The organism is Halobacterium sp. KA-4, from assembly GCF_021028995.1.
GTDB lineage: Archaea > Halobacteriota > Halobacteria > Halobacteriales > Halobacteriaceae > Halobacterium.
Genome location: NZ_JAJJZG010000002.1, coordinates 105793 through 119596 on the forward strand (window position 1 = coordinate 105793; position 13804 = coordinate 119596).

The window sequence follows — 13804 nt, forward strand, 5'->3', positions numbered from 1 at the left end:
CGGCCTAGTGGGTCTCCCGGGTCTTAAGGTAGTGGAGAACTCCACGAACGTTCATTGCAGTTTCCGCGCGGGCCTTGTGGTCGCCCCAGACCTGCCAGACCTCGTTGGTGCTGGCGAGGTGGTCGATGGCGGCTTCCTCGCTGCCGCGCTCGATTACCTCCTGCTCGACGGTCTCCACCCAGCCGCGCAGCACTTGCTCGTACTGGCGGAGCACGGCGTCGACGTCGTCCGGGCCCGGTCCGAAGTGCGCGTACAGCAGGACGTCGGGGTCGAGGCGCCGAATCAGTTCGGCGTCAGTGATGCACTGTTCGAGGTCGAAGTTCGGTGGCGGGCTCGTCTCCCGGACGCGGTCCTGCTCGGGAATCCAGATGCCGGCGGCGTCCGCGGTGAAGACCGCGTCGTCGGCGTGGTCCTCGAAGACGACCTGGTGGGGAGCGTGCCCGGGCGCGTGGTGGGCGGTCAGTTCCCGACTCCCGAGGTCGACGGTGTCGCCGTCTTCGAGTTCGACGATGCGCTCCTCGGGAACGGGCTCGGGTTCAACGTAGTACTGCCACTGGTCGCCCACTGCTTCCTTGGTGCCCTCCACGAGCCGCGAGGGGTCCACGAGGTGGCGCGCGCCGATTTCGTGGACGTAGACGTCCGCGTTCGGACACTCCTCGGCGAGGAAGCCCGCCCCGCCCGCGTGGTCGAGGTGGACGTGCGTGACCAGAATCGCTTCGAGGTCCGCGGGCGCGATGCCGCACTCGTCGAGCGCGGCGAGGATTCGTTCGTAGTTCGTGCCGATGCCGGTGTCGACGATTGCCGGCCGGTCGGCGTCGACGACGTAGACGGAGCCGTACTCGGCGGTGTCGTACATGCCGGTGTCGACGTACGAGATGTCGGTACACTGTTCGACGTCGAAGACGTCGCCGGGTGCCATACCGGGAGTGGGGTGGCCGCACGCAAAAGATTTCGCGTGCAGGAACGCTTATGCGGGGCTACGCCGTCGGAGCAGACATGCCTATGTCACGCCGTCACACACTCGCCGTCGCAGTGGGCGGGCTCGCAGTCCTGGCCGGCTGTTCGGGCTCCTCGTCGTCGCCGACCACGACCCAGCAGGACGGGGGCACGACGACGCAGACGACCGCGGAGCCGACCGCCGAACAGGTGCCGACAACCGACAGCGGGCCGGTCGTCCGCGTCGTCAACAACGGCGTGCAGATTCACACCGTGCGCGTGGAGGGCGTCCCGGACGCGGGCTCGGCGTCGCTCCCTCCGGGGGGCACTTCGGACATCGGCACGCTGTACGCGCCCGTGAACGGCGAAATAGCCTACCACCTCGTCGTCTACGTGGACGTCGAGGAAGTCGGCAAGCGGGACGTCAACGTCGCCGCGGACACCGACCTCACGCGCATCGAGGTCAGCGTCGACGGCGACGACATCTCGTGGAACGAGGTTCGGGGCACGGCCTGACCGTCAGGGCGTCCCCGCCACGGGCAGCGCGAGGAACGCCAGATACGAGAACAGGGTCGCGGCGCTCGGCCCGAGAATCCAGAAGGAGACGAACCGCGCGACGGTCGACGGGTCGAACAGCGCCGCCGCGTCCTGCAGGTCGTCGTCGCGTGCCCCGCCGATTTCGGCGACGCCCTCGTCGACTCCGGCGGCGACCGCGCTCACGGAGACGCCGCCCTCGACGTCGCCTCGCGCGAGTTCCGCCGCCGTCGCCGTCCGGGACGCGCGCCCCCAGCCGAGCCCGACGATGGTCATCACCGTCGAGAGCGCGAGACTGATGGGGATGCCGAGCCACGACGCGGCGGTCGTAATCGTCGCCGCAACCACCGTCACGACCATCGCGGCCAGCAGCGGAAGGTCCGTGAGTTCGCTCCCGACGGACGCCATCGTGCGGCGCGCGATGGTGAACGCGCCGACGCCGATGGCCGCCGCCGCGAGCACGACCGCCGGCCCCGGGTCGAGGAGCCCGCCGCCGACCAGCGGCGCGACCGCGTTCGCGACGTTGCTCGCGCCCGCCGAGAACGACATGTAGCACGCGACGACGACGACGAGCGCGGTGCTGACGAACTCCCGAAGCGACGTCCCCGGACCGAGCGCCGGCCTGGGGACGAACGACGACCAATCGAGCGTGACCAGCGGGCCATCGGACTGCTCGATTTCGACGACGCGCTGCAGGTGGACGTAGAGGTAGCGCCCGACGACCGCGCCACACCAGAAGCCGACGACGGGCGCGACCAGCCACCAGACGACGATTTCGCCGAGCACCGCCCAGTCGAGCGTGCCCGTCGCGAGCCCGAGGCCCGCGATAGCACCGACCGCCGTCATCGACGTCGAGATGGGGACGCCGTAGGCGTTCGCGACCACCATCCCGAGCCCGATGAACACGAGCACGACGATACTCGCTTCGACGGTGAACGCGCCGGGCGCGACGACCCCGCTGCCCAGCGTCTCGACGACGTTCCGGCCGACCGTCCAGCCGCCCAGCAGGACGAACACCGTCATCAGCGCCGCCGCGGTCGTCTTCTTCGTGACGCCCGCGCCGACCGACGGCCCCCACGCGACACCCGTCGACGACCCGCCGACGTTGAAGCCGACGAACGCCGCGGCGGCGACGGCGACGACCAACAGGACCTCCATGTGTCGCGGCGTACACGATTCCGCGTGGTATAGATTCTGGGTGTCGCCCGGTTCGGGTTCGTGACCGGTTGACGGGGATGCGATACGTTCTTGCCGGCGCCCCCGCAAACTCCGGCAAATGCTGAGCAGACAGTACGTCCGCGAACACCCCGAGGAGGTCCGCGACGCCCTGCGGAAGAAGGGCGTGGACGCGGACCTCGACCGAATCCTGGAAGTCGACGAGGAGTGGCGTGACCTCAAGGCCCGCGGCGACGAACTCCGCCACGAGCGCAACGAGGTCTCCTCGAAAATCGGCGAGCTCAAGCAGGAAGGCAAGGAGGAGAAAGCCCAGGAAGCCATCGAGCGCTCGCAGGAACTCAAGGAGGAGCTCGAGGAAATCGAAGCGCGAGCGGACGAACTCGAAACCGAACTGGAGCGCAAACTTCTCACGCTCCCGATGGTCCCCCACGAGGAGGTGCCGGTCGGCGAGGACGAGTCCGACAACGTCGAGCGCCGTCGCGAGGGCTTCGACGACCTGCGCGACCTCCCCGACGAGGTGACGCCGCACTACGACCTCGGCGAGGAACTGGACATCCTGGACTTCGAGCGCGGCGCGAAGGTGTCGGGCGGCGGCTTCTACTTCGCGAAGGGCGCGGGCGCCCGCCTCGAGCACGCGCTCGTCCAATTCATGCTCGACGTCCACCGCGAGCAGGGCTACGAGGACGTCTTCCCGCCGATTCCCGTGAATTCGAAGTCGATGGAGGGGACCGGACAGTTCCCGAAGTTCGTCGAGGACGCCTACCGCATCGGCGACGTCAACGACGCCGACTACGACGAGGACGACCTCTGGCTGCTCCCCACGGCGGAGGTCCCGGTGACGAACATGTACCGCGACGAGATTCTGCTCAGCGACGACCTCCCCCTGAAGCACCAGGCGTACTCGCCGAATTTCCGGCGGGAGGCCGGCGAGCACGGCACCGAGACCCGCGGCATCGTGCGCGTCCACCAATTCAACAAGGTGGAGATGGTGAATTTCGTCGAACCCGAGGAGAGTTACGAGCGCTTCGACGGCCTCGTCGACGAAGCCGAGTCGGTGCTGCGCCGCCTCGGCCTCCCCTACCGGATTCTGGAGATGTGCACGGGCGACCTCGGGTTCACGCAGGCGAAGAAGTACGACATCGAGGTGTGGGCGCCCGGCGACGACATGCCCGAGGGCCCCGAGGAAGGCGGGCGCTGGCTCGAAGTCTCCAGCGTCTCGAACTTCGAGGACTTCCAGGCGCGGCGCGCGGGCATCCAGTACCGCCCCGAGCGCCACGAGAGCGCGGAGTACCTCCACACACTGAACGGTTCGGGGCTGGCCGTTCCACGCGTGCTCGTCGCCATCCTCGAGTACTACCAGAACGACGACGGCACCGTCGACGTGCCCGAGGCGCTCCAGCCGTACATGAACGGCCAGGAAGTCGTCGAGGGCTCGGCGAAAGTCGGCGAGTCCGCGCTCGGCGCGGGCGAACGCGAGTAGTCGGCGAGTAGGCTTTTCCTCGCTCGCTGCGACCCGCCCCACATGAACGCGAGCGCACGGAGGTGTGGGTGAATGGTGGAACTCGGCTACACGCTCTCCAGCGAGGAGCACGAACCGAACGACCTCGTGGAGTACGCCGCCCGCGCGGAGGACGTGGGGTTCGACTTCCTCTCGATTTCGGACCACTTCCACCCGTGGGTGAGCCAGCAGGGCGAGAGCGGCTTCGTCTGGTCGACGCTCGGCGGCGTCGCGCACGCCACCGACGACATCCCGGTGGGCATCGGCGTCGTCTGCCCAATCACGCGATACCACCCTGCTATCGTCGCGCAGGCGTCGGCGTCGGTGGCGTCGATGCTCGACGGCCGGTTCTTCCTCGGCGTCGGCACGGGCGAACTGCTCAACGAGCATATTGTGGGCGAACACTGGCCCGAGCACGCGATCCGCCTCGAGATGCTCGAAGAGGCGGTCGAAATCATCCGCAAACTCTGGGCGGGCGGCCAGCAGAGCCACCACGGGAAACACTACACCGTCCAGAACGCGCGGCTGTTCACGCGCCCCGAGGAGACGCCGCCCATCATCGTCTCCGCGTACGGCCCGGCCGCTGCGAAGAGCGCCGCCGAAATCGGGGACGGCTTCTGGTCGGTCGGCCCGCAGGACACCGTCCAGACGTGGGCGGAGTACGGCGGTGAGGGACCGCGGTACACGCAGTTGAGCGTCTGTTACGCCGAGACCGAGGAGGAAGCAGTCGAGACGGCCTACGAGTGGTGGCCCAATACTGCGCTCCCGGGCGAACTCGCCTCCCAGTTGCCGACGACCGCGCACTTCGAGCAGGCCTGCGAGATGGTCTCGAGGGAGGACATCGCCGAATCGGGACTCGTCACCAGTCCTGACCCTGAGGCGCACGTCGCAGCCGTCGAGAACGCCGTCGACGCGGGCTACGACCGCGTCTACGTCCACCAGGTCGGCCCGAACCAAGAGGGGTTCTTCGAGTTCTACGAGGACGAGGTGCTGCCCGCCGTCGAGTCGATAGCGCCGGTGTAAGTCGCCAGTCCGCGGATTTTGCCGTCGGCAGTGTCGAAGGCGTCCACGAACGTGAACAGTTCGCGGCCGTCGTCGACGGCGAGCAAGCGCCCGTGGACCGCCACGCCCTCGGCGCCGTCGTAGATGGCGTCGACGACGTGGCGGGTGTCGGTGCGCGGACGGTCGTCGCGCATGAACGCGACGAACTCCTCGCGCCCCGAGAGCGTCATATCCGGGCGGACGTGCTCGAATTCGGGCGCGAGCACTCCACGGAGGGCGTCGTAGTCCCCGGCGTCGATGGCGTCGTAGTAGGCTCGCGCGAGCGAAGCGTCGTCCATGCATCGACAGTCGCCAGCGACGCCCAAGAAACCGCGGACTCCGGTGGACTGGGCTACTGCCGCGGGTAGGCGTATTCGAGGACCGTGTTCCCGTCGGCGTCGCGGACCAGAATCGTGTCGCCGCCGTCGTTCCACACCGACTGGCTCGCGCCCCAGTAGAGGTCGGTGTCAGTGCGCTCGCCATCGCCCGTGTGCAGGTGGACCTCCTGACCCGCGTCGAGCGTGAAGCCGTCGGGGACGCGGAACTCGCGGCCGCTCTCGTCGCTGACGACGTAGCTGGACATGTCGAGGGGCGCGTCGCCGTCGTTCGTGAACGCGACGAACTCGTCGGCGAGCGCGTCCCCCTCGGGAGCGACGTCGAGGTCGCTGACGACGAGGTCCACCTCGCCCGAAGCGGTGTTGTCGAAGCCACCGGGCTGGACGGTGTCCTTCCCGCGGAACCACACCGAGTCGCTGACCTTCCCGACGACGAAGCCGTGCGCAGCGGAGAGGTCGAACTGGGCCGCGCGCGTCGTGTATTCGAGGTGGAGCGCGCCGTCCTCACGGGCGTACGACTGGGGCTGTACGCCGTTCCCGCCGGCGAGGTACGACCGGCTGCCGAAATTCACCGAGTAGTTCCCGGGGTCGACGTCCGCGGGGTCGACCCAGTCGCCGTCGGCGGTCTCGGGCGGCGAGCGAATCGCGACCGTGATGCGGTCCTCGACGTACGGGTCGAACTCGTTGGGGTCCTCGCCGGGCATGATTTCGACGTTCGCGCGCTTCACCTGCCGCCCCTTCGCGGGCTTGAGCTGTGCCGGGCGGTCCTCGACGAGGTCGATACGGCGCGGGTCGGCCGGGTCCCCGGCGAGGAACCGCCACGCGTCCACGCCGTTGAGGGTCTTCGGCGTGACCGAGATGGTGAAGTCCTCGCGGTCGAGGCCGCCCCAGAACGCGCCGCCGTCGGTCTTCCCGGCGCCCCACTGCCACTCCACGACGCTGTTGCCGCCCTCCCAGGGCTCGAAGTCGTCGTCGACGTTCACGGGGTCGTCGCGGACCGCCCACTCGCCGCTGTCCCGGGAGAGCCCCGAGAACGAGAAGCGCGCGGTACCGCCGTGCGGGACGTCGGGGCTCCCGTGGAGGAACGCCAGCGACGACCCGACCGGGCCGTCGTAGACGAACGTCCGCGCGACCTCGTCGTCCGCGAGGAGGTCGGTCGCGGGATTCGCGGACGTCCCCTCGGACTGGTAGTCGTAGAACTCCTCGACGGTGTCGTCGCCGTGGGACAGCGCCGTCACCGTCCACCGGAGTTTGCCCTGCCGGAGGAGGAACGTCCGCTGGTCGTCGCCGTCGTTCTGGAGGGTCTGGTAGACGCCCGCGCCGCCGAGCGCGAGCGCGCCGAGGCCGACGGCGCCAGCCGTGAACCCGCGTCGCGACAGCCCTCGCGTCGAGTCGCTGTCGGACGCGGTGTCGCTCCCGTCAGTCATCTTAGCGGAGTGGTTGGTAGTTTGGTCGGAAAAGGTCGGTGGCCAGCACTGCAGAAATCGTGCGCGTGCGAGTGTCTACCGTGTCTGAGGGGTGGCTGGCCGAGCGGGGCGCTTTTGAGCGGCCGCGGCCTACGAGCGGTGTGGACCTGCACGTCCGGTACGAGGGCGACGACGACCCGAAGAAGTGCACGGCGCGCAAGCTCGCGCGCTTCGACGAGGCCGTCCTCCACGAAACGGCACGCGCGACGCCGTACGGCGTCGTCCTGAACCCGCACGCCGACACCGCGCTGTCGCCCGCGGACGCCGACCACGGGCGGCTGGTGGCGCTGGATTGCTCGTGGGAGACCGCCGGCGAAGCGATGTTCGAAATCGACGGCGAGCACCGCGCGCTCCCGTTCCTCGTCGCCGCCAACCCCGTGAATTACGGGCAGCCGTTCCAGCTCAACACCGTAGAGGCGTTCGCGGCCGGGCTGTGCATCCTCGGCGAGCGCGAGCACGCCGAGCGCATCCTCTCGAAATTCACGTGGGGGCACACGTTCCTCGAGCTCAACGAGGAGCCGCTCCGCCGGTACAGCGAGTGCGCGGACTCCGCCGAAGTCGTCGCGGTGCAGGACGACTATCTCGCCGACGAGGACTGATTTTCCGGCATCCTTGCGGCAGATTGGACACCCAGTATCCTGATGCAAGATTCGTCAGCCGGTAGCCTGGCGGTCGCCGGGAGAGCATAGCTCTCCCGAGACGCCGAAAATCGCGGAGCGATTTTCGGAAGAATCTTCAAGGGCGAGCGAACGAGCACAGCGAGGCGCGGAGCGCCTCGGAGTGAGCGAACGGCGACTGTCAGGAGGCGTGAACAGCGAGCGAGGGAGGGCTTGGTTTCGAACAGCTTAAACGCACCCCGAGCGAACGAGAGCGCATGAGCGAGACTATCGAGAAACGCCTGCTCGAGAAGCAGATTTGCATGCGCTGTAACGCCCGGAACCCGAAGCGCGCCTCCGAGTGCCGCAAGTGCGGGTACAAGAACCTGCGCCCGAAGGCCAAGGAGTCCCGCTCGACGTAATCAGTCCTTTTCGCCGTTCCACTCGTCTTCGAGCACCGAGTAGTAGCGCACGTCCCGGTACTCGCCGTCAACGAAGGCTTCGTCGCGGTGGGTGCCCTCCAACTCGAAGCCGAGTTTCTCCCAGATGCGCGCGGAGGCGTCGTTGTGCTCGAAGACGCGCGCGACGACGCGGTGGCGGCGGTGCTGGGCGAACGCGTACTGCGTGACGAGACGGCCGGCTTCGGTGCCGTAGCCGTTCCCCCAGAACTCCTCGGCGAGGAAGAGGCCGACTTCGGCGCTGCCGTTCACGTCGTCGGCGTCGTTGACGCCGACGCTGCCGATTGGCTGGTCGTCCACTGCGACGACGAAGTCCACGCTCCCGTTGTCGGCGCTGGCGTGTTCCTCGTACCACTCTCGCTCCTGTTTCGCGGTCAGCGGCGTGCGCGCGGACAGCGACGGCCAGACGGCGGGGTCGTTGAGCGTCTCGCGGAGGAACTCCAGGTCGTCCTCGGCGACCGCACAGAGGTCGACGGCGTCGCCCTCGAGGAATGGTCTCCCGGGCATACGCGAGAGCACTACCTCCGTGGGAAAAAGGGTTCCTCGGGTGTGTCAGACAGTCTCATTCTCGAGGTTCTACTCGTCGTACTTGGGTTCGCGGCGCTCGGCGCGTTCGAGCGCGCGCTCGACGACCTCGCGGACGTCGCCGTGGAAGACGCTGCCGTGGCCCGCGTACATGTGCTCGACAGAATCGGGCATGCGCTGGAGGAGTTCGCGGATGCTCCCGATGAGGCGCTCGCGGGACTGGCCGGTCATGTCGGTGCGGCCGAAGCTCCCGTCGTCGAACGCGCCGTCGTCGTGGACGACGACGTCCCCGGAGAACAGCGCGGCGTCGGAGACCAGCGAGACGTGGTCGGGGGCGTGGCCGGGCGTGAATACCACGTCGAAGTCGTCGTCGCCGATTCGGACGGTGTCGCCGTCGCCGACTTCGTGCGTTCGGAGGCGGTGGTCGGCGAACGCGTACACGTCGGGGTCGAAGGCCTCCACGACCGCATCCAGTTGTTCGACGTGGTCGCCGTGCTGGTGGGTGAGGACGACGCGTTCGAGGTCGTCGACGTGCCGCCGAACCTCGTCGACGACGCCGTCGTAGGCACCGGCGTCCACGAGCGTCGGCTCGTCGCCGGGCACGAGGTAGGCGTTGCACGTGAACGTCTCGGCGTCGCGGGTGACGTGGACTACGTCCATGCCGACACCCAGGCCCGCGTGCGTGGTAAAACGGCCGGGTTTTTGACGGCCGCCCACCTACTCGGCGGGGAACTTTTGGGGGAGGAATCCGTATGTGTACACGAACATGGGTTTCGGGAGTTACGACGAATCCGAACAGGAGAACCAGTCTCTGGACTCGGATGACATCGACGCAGAGGAGGGGCTCGACACCGCGGAGTTCGAGCACAGCGGGGACGTGAATTACGAAATCGGGGCGTCGAACGACGAACTGCTCGACCGGCTGCAGGACATCAAAGGCGAGTAGCGTGGACGACCGCAGTGAGCTGCGAGTAGAGCAGTGAAGTCCGGGACGCGAGCGCTCGGCGTCGCGGAGTCCTATCAGGGGGATGCGTCGACGTTCGCCGGTGCGGTCGTGCGGGCGTCCCGCGTCGCGGACGGCTTTTCGTTTACTTCGTGTACGGTCGGTGGCCTCGACAGCACCGCGGCCGTCGTCGACTGCTACCAGCAGTTGGACCGCGAGGACGTCCAATACGTCCTCGTGTCGGGCATCGCGCCCGCGTGGTTCAACATCGTCGACCTCCACGCCGTCCACGACGCCGTCTCGCGGCCCGTGCTCTCCGTCTCCTTCGAGGAGAGCGAGGGACTCGAAGCCGCCATCCGGCGGGAGTTCTCGGGCGACGAACGCGACCGGCGCCTCGCAGTCTACGAGCGCCAACCCGACCGCGAGCCCGTGACCGTGAACGACGAACAGGTGTTCGTGCGCGCGGTCGGCTGCGAGAATCCCAAAGAAGTCGTTCGGGCGTTCACGCCCGAAGGCGGCCGTCCCGAGCCGTTGCGGGTGGCACGGCTAGCGGCACGTGCGGCCGACCGAAGGGAGGCCGCAGACTGAGCGAGCGGAGAGCGCGTGCTCGACCGGATGGGAGAGCACGAAGCGACCCGTGAGCCGCGCGGCCGACGAGTACATGAGACCGCAGGCGACGACTCGGGTCTGTAACGCTTAACCCGGCGGCCGTGGTCGGCACACGCATGAGCGACATCGACGGCATGGAGGGCGTGGAAGTCACGGAGTGCACGCGCTGTGCGGACCTCGTGGAGTCCCGCAGCCAAATCGTGAACGGGGACGGTCCCGAGGACGCCGGCGTGCTGTTCGTCGGGGAGGCGCCCGGCGAGTCCGAAGACGAGGAGGGCGTGCCGTTCGTCGGGCGCAGCGGCGACGTGCTCGACGACGAGCTCCGGGACGCGGGGCTGCCGCGCGCGGACGTCCGCATCACGAACTGCGTGCGGTGTCGACCGCCCGAGAACCGCGACCCCAGTCAGGAGGAGTTAGCGAACTGCCGGCCGTACCTCGAACGCGAAATCGAGCTCGTCGACCCCGAGGTCGTCGTCACGCTCGGGAAGGTGCCCGGCGAACACCTGCTCGGGCGGGACATCGCGGTGACGAACGAAGCCGGTAGCGTCGAGCGCGTCGAACTCGGCGGCGAGCCCCGTGAAGTGTTGATTTGTCTGCATCCGGCGGCGACGCTGTACGACGCGAGCCAGCGCGAGACGTTCACGAAGACGATAGAGAAAGCGGCGACGATAGCGGGCGGGAACAGCGGGCAGGCCCAGTTGGGGGACTACTGAGCTACTGCCAGAGCGTGCGGACCATCCGCTGGGGGAACTCCACGATGAGCGCGATGAGTCCCTGCGACTCCTCGGTGCCGCGGATGTACGCGCGGACGCGCTGGCTGACGACTTCCACGGAGATGACGAGCACGAAGATGACCAGAATCGTCGCCATCATGTTCGTGTACTTGAACAGGCCGCGCTGGACCTGGAGGACGTACCCCAGACCGCCGCCGCCGATGAGCCCCATGGTGACGGCGATGCGCGTGTTGATTTCAAGGATGTACATCGTCCACGCGATGAACGGCGAGAACACCTGGCTCAGCATCCCGAAGACGACGCGCTGGGGGCCGCTGGCCCCGGTCGAACCGATGGCCTCGATGGGGCCGTCCTCGACCTCTTCGAGGGCGTCGGTGAACAGCCGGCCGAGGTTCCCCATGGTGTCGGTGCCGATGGCGAGCGTCGCCGTGAACGGCGTGACGCCGCCCAGCGGGATGTAGATGAGCGCCCAGACGAGCGCGGGAATCGCGCGGATGACGCTCATCGTGCCGCGGAAGATGAAGTTGAACGGGTACGGCGTGACGCGCTCGGATCCGAGCACGCCCAGCAGGAGCGCGCCCGGCAGGCCGAGCACGGTGCCCGCGAACCCCATCGCGAGCGTGATGAACATCTGGCCGGGGACGAACGTCCAATTCCAGAACGCGACGCCCGCGCCGTTGGTCTGGAGCTCGAAGAGGAGGTTGTTCTGCTGGATGAACGACCAGTACGCGCCCGTGTCCACGAACGGGATGCCGAATATCTCGCCGGGCGGGAAGAACTGTCCGAGCGCGTCCCGGAAGTCCGGCCAGTACTCCATGATTTCGGCGATGGAGAAGCCGACCTGACCGAGCGCCAGCGAGAACAGCCAGCCGAACACGACCAGCGCGAACAGGCCGAAGACCTGTCGCGCGCGCTTGTTGATGCGGAGTCGCGTGAATTGCTCCTGGACGGCGCCCGATACGGACTGCTCGGACTCTGGCTCCGTGCTCATGCTTCGGCCTCCGTGCGGATGGCTTCGGTCTCGATCGTCCCGTATATCTCGTCGATGACGTCGACAGTGAGGTCGTCGCGGTAGCCGTCGAAGATGACTTCGCCGTCTTTCATGCCGAGGAAGCGCTCCCCGAATTCGCGGGCGATGTTTACCTGGTGGAGGCTCGCGAGCGTCGACAGGCCGCGCTCGTCGGCCGCCGCACGGATGTAGGCCATCACCTGTTCGGCCGACGCCGGGTCGAGGCTCGCGACCGGCTCGTCGGCGAGCAGGAGGTTCGGTTTCTGGACGAGCGCGCGAGCGATGCCGACGCGTTGCTGTTGGCCGCCGCTCATCTGCCCGACCGACTGCCCGGACTCCTCGAGCAGGCCGACGGTTTCGAGGGCGCGCAGCGCCTCGTACTTGTCCTCCTCGGGGTACCGACCGAGGAGGCTGTTGAAGAAGGACGTGCGGCCGAGTGCACCCGTGAGGGCGTTGTTGTACGCGCTCATCTCCTCGATGAGGTAGTGCTGCTGGAACACCATCGCGACGTCGTCCCGCGGCCCCTGCACGGGGTCGCCGTTGATGGTGATCGACCCCTCCGTCGGCTCGGTGATGCCGTTGAGACAGCGCAGAAGCGTCGACTTCCCCGCGCCGGACTCGCCGAGCACGACGACGAACTCACCGTCGGGAATCGTGAACGAGACGTCGTCGACAGCTTGAATCTCGCCGTAGGATTTGCTCAGGTTTGAGACTTCAATCATTACTTGTACGGCCGCCTGACCCGACTGGCGGGCTTGTAGGGGGTCATCACGGGTAACAAATAGGTTAATCGATTAGGCGCGTCGGCGTTACGCGTTCCCGAGCTCGACGCCGAGCTCCTCGAAGGCGTCCCGGACCGGCTGGTAGTCCTCGACGGAGCCCTCGCTGAGTCCCGTGAACCAGAGCTGCTGGTCGTCCGAGAGGTCCTCGTTGATGAGGTCCTCCTCGGTGGCGTTCAGCAGCGCGTCGGTGACGTCGGACTTGACCGTCTCGTCGAGCCCCGAGCGGATGAGGATGGGCGCGCGCGGAATCGGGTTCGAGCACTGCAGCAACTGGAGTTCCGGGCTCTCGGTGCCGAGGTCGCCGTCGTTCTCGGCGGACATGTCCAGGAACTGCTGCGGGAACTGGTCTTTGGGGACGTGCGGGGCCGTGGAGAACGCGCCGGTGCCGGCGGCCTTCACGGGGTCGCGGTTGATGAGCGTCTCGCGGGCCTGCGAGTGGTCCGACCACTGGCCCTCGAAGTCGTTCGGCGTGCCGTTGGGCGCGCCGCCGGTGTCGAGGCCGGCCTGCTTGAGCATGTACAGCGGGAAGATGGAGCCGCTCGTGGAGAGCCGGTCGGCGAAGGCGACCGTCTCGCCTTCGAGGTCCGAGAGCTGCTCGATGTCGCTGTCCGGCGTCGTCGTGAGGAGCGAGAAGTACTTCGCGGCGCCGTAGGCGATGCGGATGCCCGCGACTTCCGCGACGTCGTTGTCCGCGCTCTGGATGGCGATGGCCGGCGCGGCGTCGGCGACGTCCGTCTGGCCGGACTCCAGCGAGGAGTACACCGCCGCGTAGTCCGCGGCGACGCTCGACGTGATGGAGACGTCCGCCTCGGATTCGAGGTAGTCGAACATCGGCTGGTACTGCTGCTGGACGTCGACGTCGGATTCGGCCGGCGTCAGCGTGAATGTGAGGTCCGTCGGGCCGCTCTCGGTCGTGCCGGCCGTCGTGCCCGAAGTCGTCCCGGAACCGCCGCTCTCGGTGCCGTCGCCGTCGCCGCCGTCACCGGTGCAGCCAGCGAGTCCCGTGAGTCCAGCGATACCTGTCGCACCTGCGATTTTGAGGAATTTGCGTCGTCCCGCCATGGGAAATTCGTTTGTGAATACGAGAGATGGTTCAAAAGGTTTGTCCTTCAACTATATCGAACAGTAACCACCACTATGTAACAAACGGCGGAGGGAAACC

The 13804-nt window shown here is 67.6% G+C and carries 17 protein-coding genes; 8 read left to right on the top strand and 9 right to left on the bottom strand.

Features of this window, described 5'->3' with window-relative positions; all coding sequences use genetic code 11:
• Positions 1-4: 4 nt before the first annotated feature.
• On the bottom strand, positions 5-919 hold the full coding sequence (locus tag LPA44_RS02770) for an MBL fold metallo-hydrolase (protein WP_230888065.1): 915 nt from the start codon (positions 917-919) through the stop codon (positions 5-7).
• Positions 920-996: 77 nt separating this feature from the next.
• Here LPA44_RS02770 and LPA44_RS02775 point away from each other — a divergent pair, with 77 nt between their 5' ends.
• A complete protein-coding gene (locus tag LPA44_RS02775) occupies positions 997-1452 on the top strand; it encodes a hypothetical protein (protein ID WP_230888066.1) in 456 nt (151 codons plus the stop codon).
• A 3-nt stretch (positions 1453-1455) separates the two neighbouring features.
• Here the strand turns inward: LPA44_RS02775 and LPA44_RS02780 are convergent, their stop codons facing one another.
• Entirely contained in the window at positions 1456-2628 is a 1173-nt protein-coding gene (locus LPA44_RS02780; protein WP_230888067.1) for an inorganic phosphate transporter, read from the bottom strand.
• Between the two features lie 118 nt (positions 2629-2746).
• Here LPA44_RS02780 and serS point away from each other — a divergent pair, with 118 nt between their 5' ends.
• The gene (serS, locus tag LPA44_RS02785) at positions 2747-4126 is read left to right on the top strand and encodes a serine--tRNA ligase (RefSeq protein WP_230888068.1); all 1380 of its coding nucleotides are present in this window, start codon (positions 2747-2749) and stop codon (positions 4124-4126) included.
• A gap of 72 nt (positions 4127-4198) precedes the next feature.
• Positions 4199-5167, top strand: coding sequence for a TIGR03557 family F420-dependent LLM class oxidoreductase (locus tag LPA44_RS02790; RefSeq protein WP_230888069.1), 969 nt, complete (start codon positions 4199-4201; stop codon positions 5165-5167).
• On the opposite strand, the gene LPA44_RS02795 is transcribed toward LPA44_RS02790, so the two are convergent.
• A complete protein-coding gene (locus tag LPA44_RS02795; RefSeq protein WP_230888070.1) occupies positions 5119-5484 on the bottom strand; it encodes a nuclear transport factor 2 family protein in 366 nt (121 codons plus the stop codon). The genes LPA44_RS02790 and LPA44_RS02795 overlap by 49 nt on opposite strands.
• A gap of 53 nt (positions 5485-5537) precedes the next feature.
• Positions 5538-6947: a lamin tail domain-containing protein gene (locus tag LPA44_RS02800; RefSeq protein ID WP_230888071.1), complete on the bottom strand. Its 1410-nt coding sequence runs from the start codon at positions 6945-6947 to the stop codon at positions 5538-5540.
• 140 nt (positions 6948-7087) lie between these two features.
• Between LPA44_RS02800 and LPA44_RS02805 the strand changes: the two genes are divergently transcribed.
• Positions 7088-7585, top strand: coding sequence for a DUF367 family protein (locus tag LPA44_RS02805; protein WP_230888072.1), 498 nt, complete (start codon positions 7088-7090; stop codon positions 7583-7585).
• Between the two features lie 275 nt (positions 7586-7860).
• Positions 7861-8004 (top strand): 50S ribosomal protein L40e, encoded by a 144-nt coding sequence (locus LPA44_RS02810; protein WP_230888073.1) that lies wholly within the window; start codon positions 7861-7863, stop codon positions 8002-8004.
• Here the strand turns inward: LPA44_RS02810 and LPA44_RS02815 are convergent, their stop codons facing one another.
• Both LPA44_RS02815 and LPA44_RS02820 read right to left on the bottom strand, forming a co-directional pair.
• Positions 8005-8547, bottom strand: a complete 543-nt coding sequence (locus LPA44_RS02815; protein ID WP_230888074.1) for a GNAT family N-acetyltransferase — start codon at positions 8545-8547, stop codon at positions 8005-8007.
• Between the two features lie 69 nt (positions 8548-8616).
• A complete protein-coding gene (locus tag LPA44_RS02820; RefSeq protein WP_230888075.1) occupies positions 8617-9225 on the bottom strand; it encodes an MBL fold metallo-hydrolase in 609 nt (202 codons plus the stop codon).
• Positions 9226-9331: 106 nt separating this feature from the next.
• Here LPA44_RS02820 and LPA44_RS02825 point away from each other — a divergent pair, with 106 nt between their 5' ends.
• The 3 genes from LPA44_RS02825 to LPA44_RS02835 all read left to right on the top strand — a co-directional run bounded on the left by LPA44_RS02825 (position 9332) and on the right by LPA44_RS02835 (position 10830).
• Positions 9332-9511, top strand: coding sequence for a DUF5786 family protein (locus LPA44_RS02825; protein WP_230888297.1), 180 nt, complete (start codon positions 9332-9334; stop codon positions 9509-9511).
• A gap of 33 nt (positions 9512-9544) precedes the next feature.
• Positions 9545-10096 (top strand): endonuclease dU, encoded by a 552-nt coding sequence (locus LPA44_RS02830; protein ID WP_230888076.1) that lies wholly within the window; start codon positions 9545-9547, stop codon positions 10094-10096.
• Positions 10097-10233: 137 nt separating this feature from the next.
• Entirely contained in the window at positions 10234-10830 is a 597-nt protein-coding gene (locus tag LPA44_RS02835; protein WP_230888077.1) for a uracil-DNA glycosylase, read from the top strand.
• Between the two features lies 1 nt (position 10831).
• Here the strand turns inward: LPA44_RS02835 and phnE are convergent, their stop codons facing one another.
• From phnE to LPA44_RS02850, 3 genes are all read right to left on the bottom strand, one after another.
• Positions 10832-11842: a phosphonate ABC transporter, permease protein PhnE gene (phnE, locus tag LPA44_RS02840; protein ID WP_230888078.1), complete on the bottom strand. Its 1011-nt coding sequence runs from the start codon at positions 11840-11842 to the stop codon at positions 10832-10834.
• Entirely contained in the window at positions 11839-12582 is a 744-nt protein-coding gene (gene phnC, locus LPA44_RS02845; protein ID WP_230888079.1) for a phosphonate ABC transporter ATP-binding protein, read from the bottom strand. Before phnC ends, phnE begins: the two co-directional genes overlap by 4 nt.
• Positions 12583-12669: 87 nt before the next feature.
• Positions 12670-13704: a phosphate/phosphite/phosphonate ABC transporter substrate-binding protein gene (locus LPA44_RS02850; RefSeq protein ID WP_230888080.1), complete on the bottom strand. Its 1035-nt coding sequence runs from the start codon at positions 13702-13704 to the stop codon at positions 12670-12672.
• Positions 13705-13804: the final 100 nt, after the last annotated feature.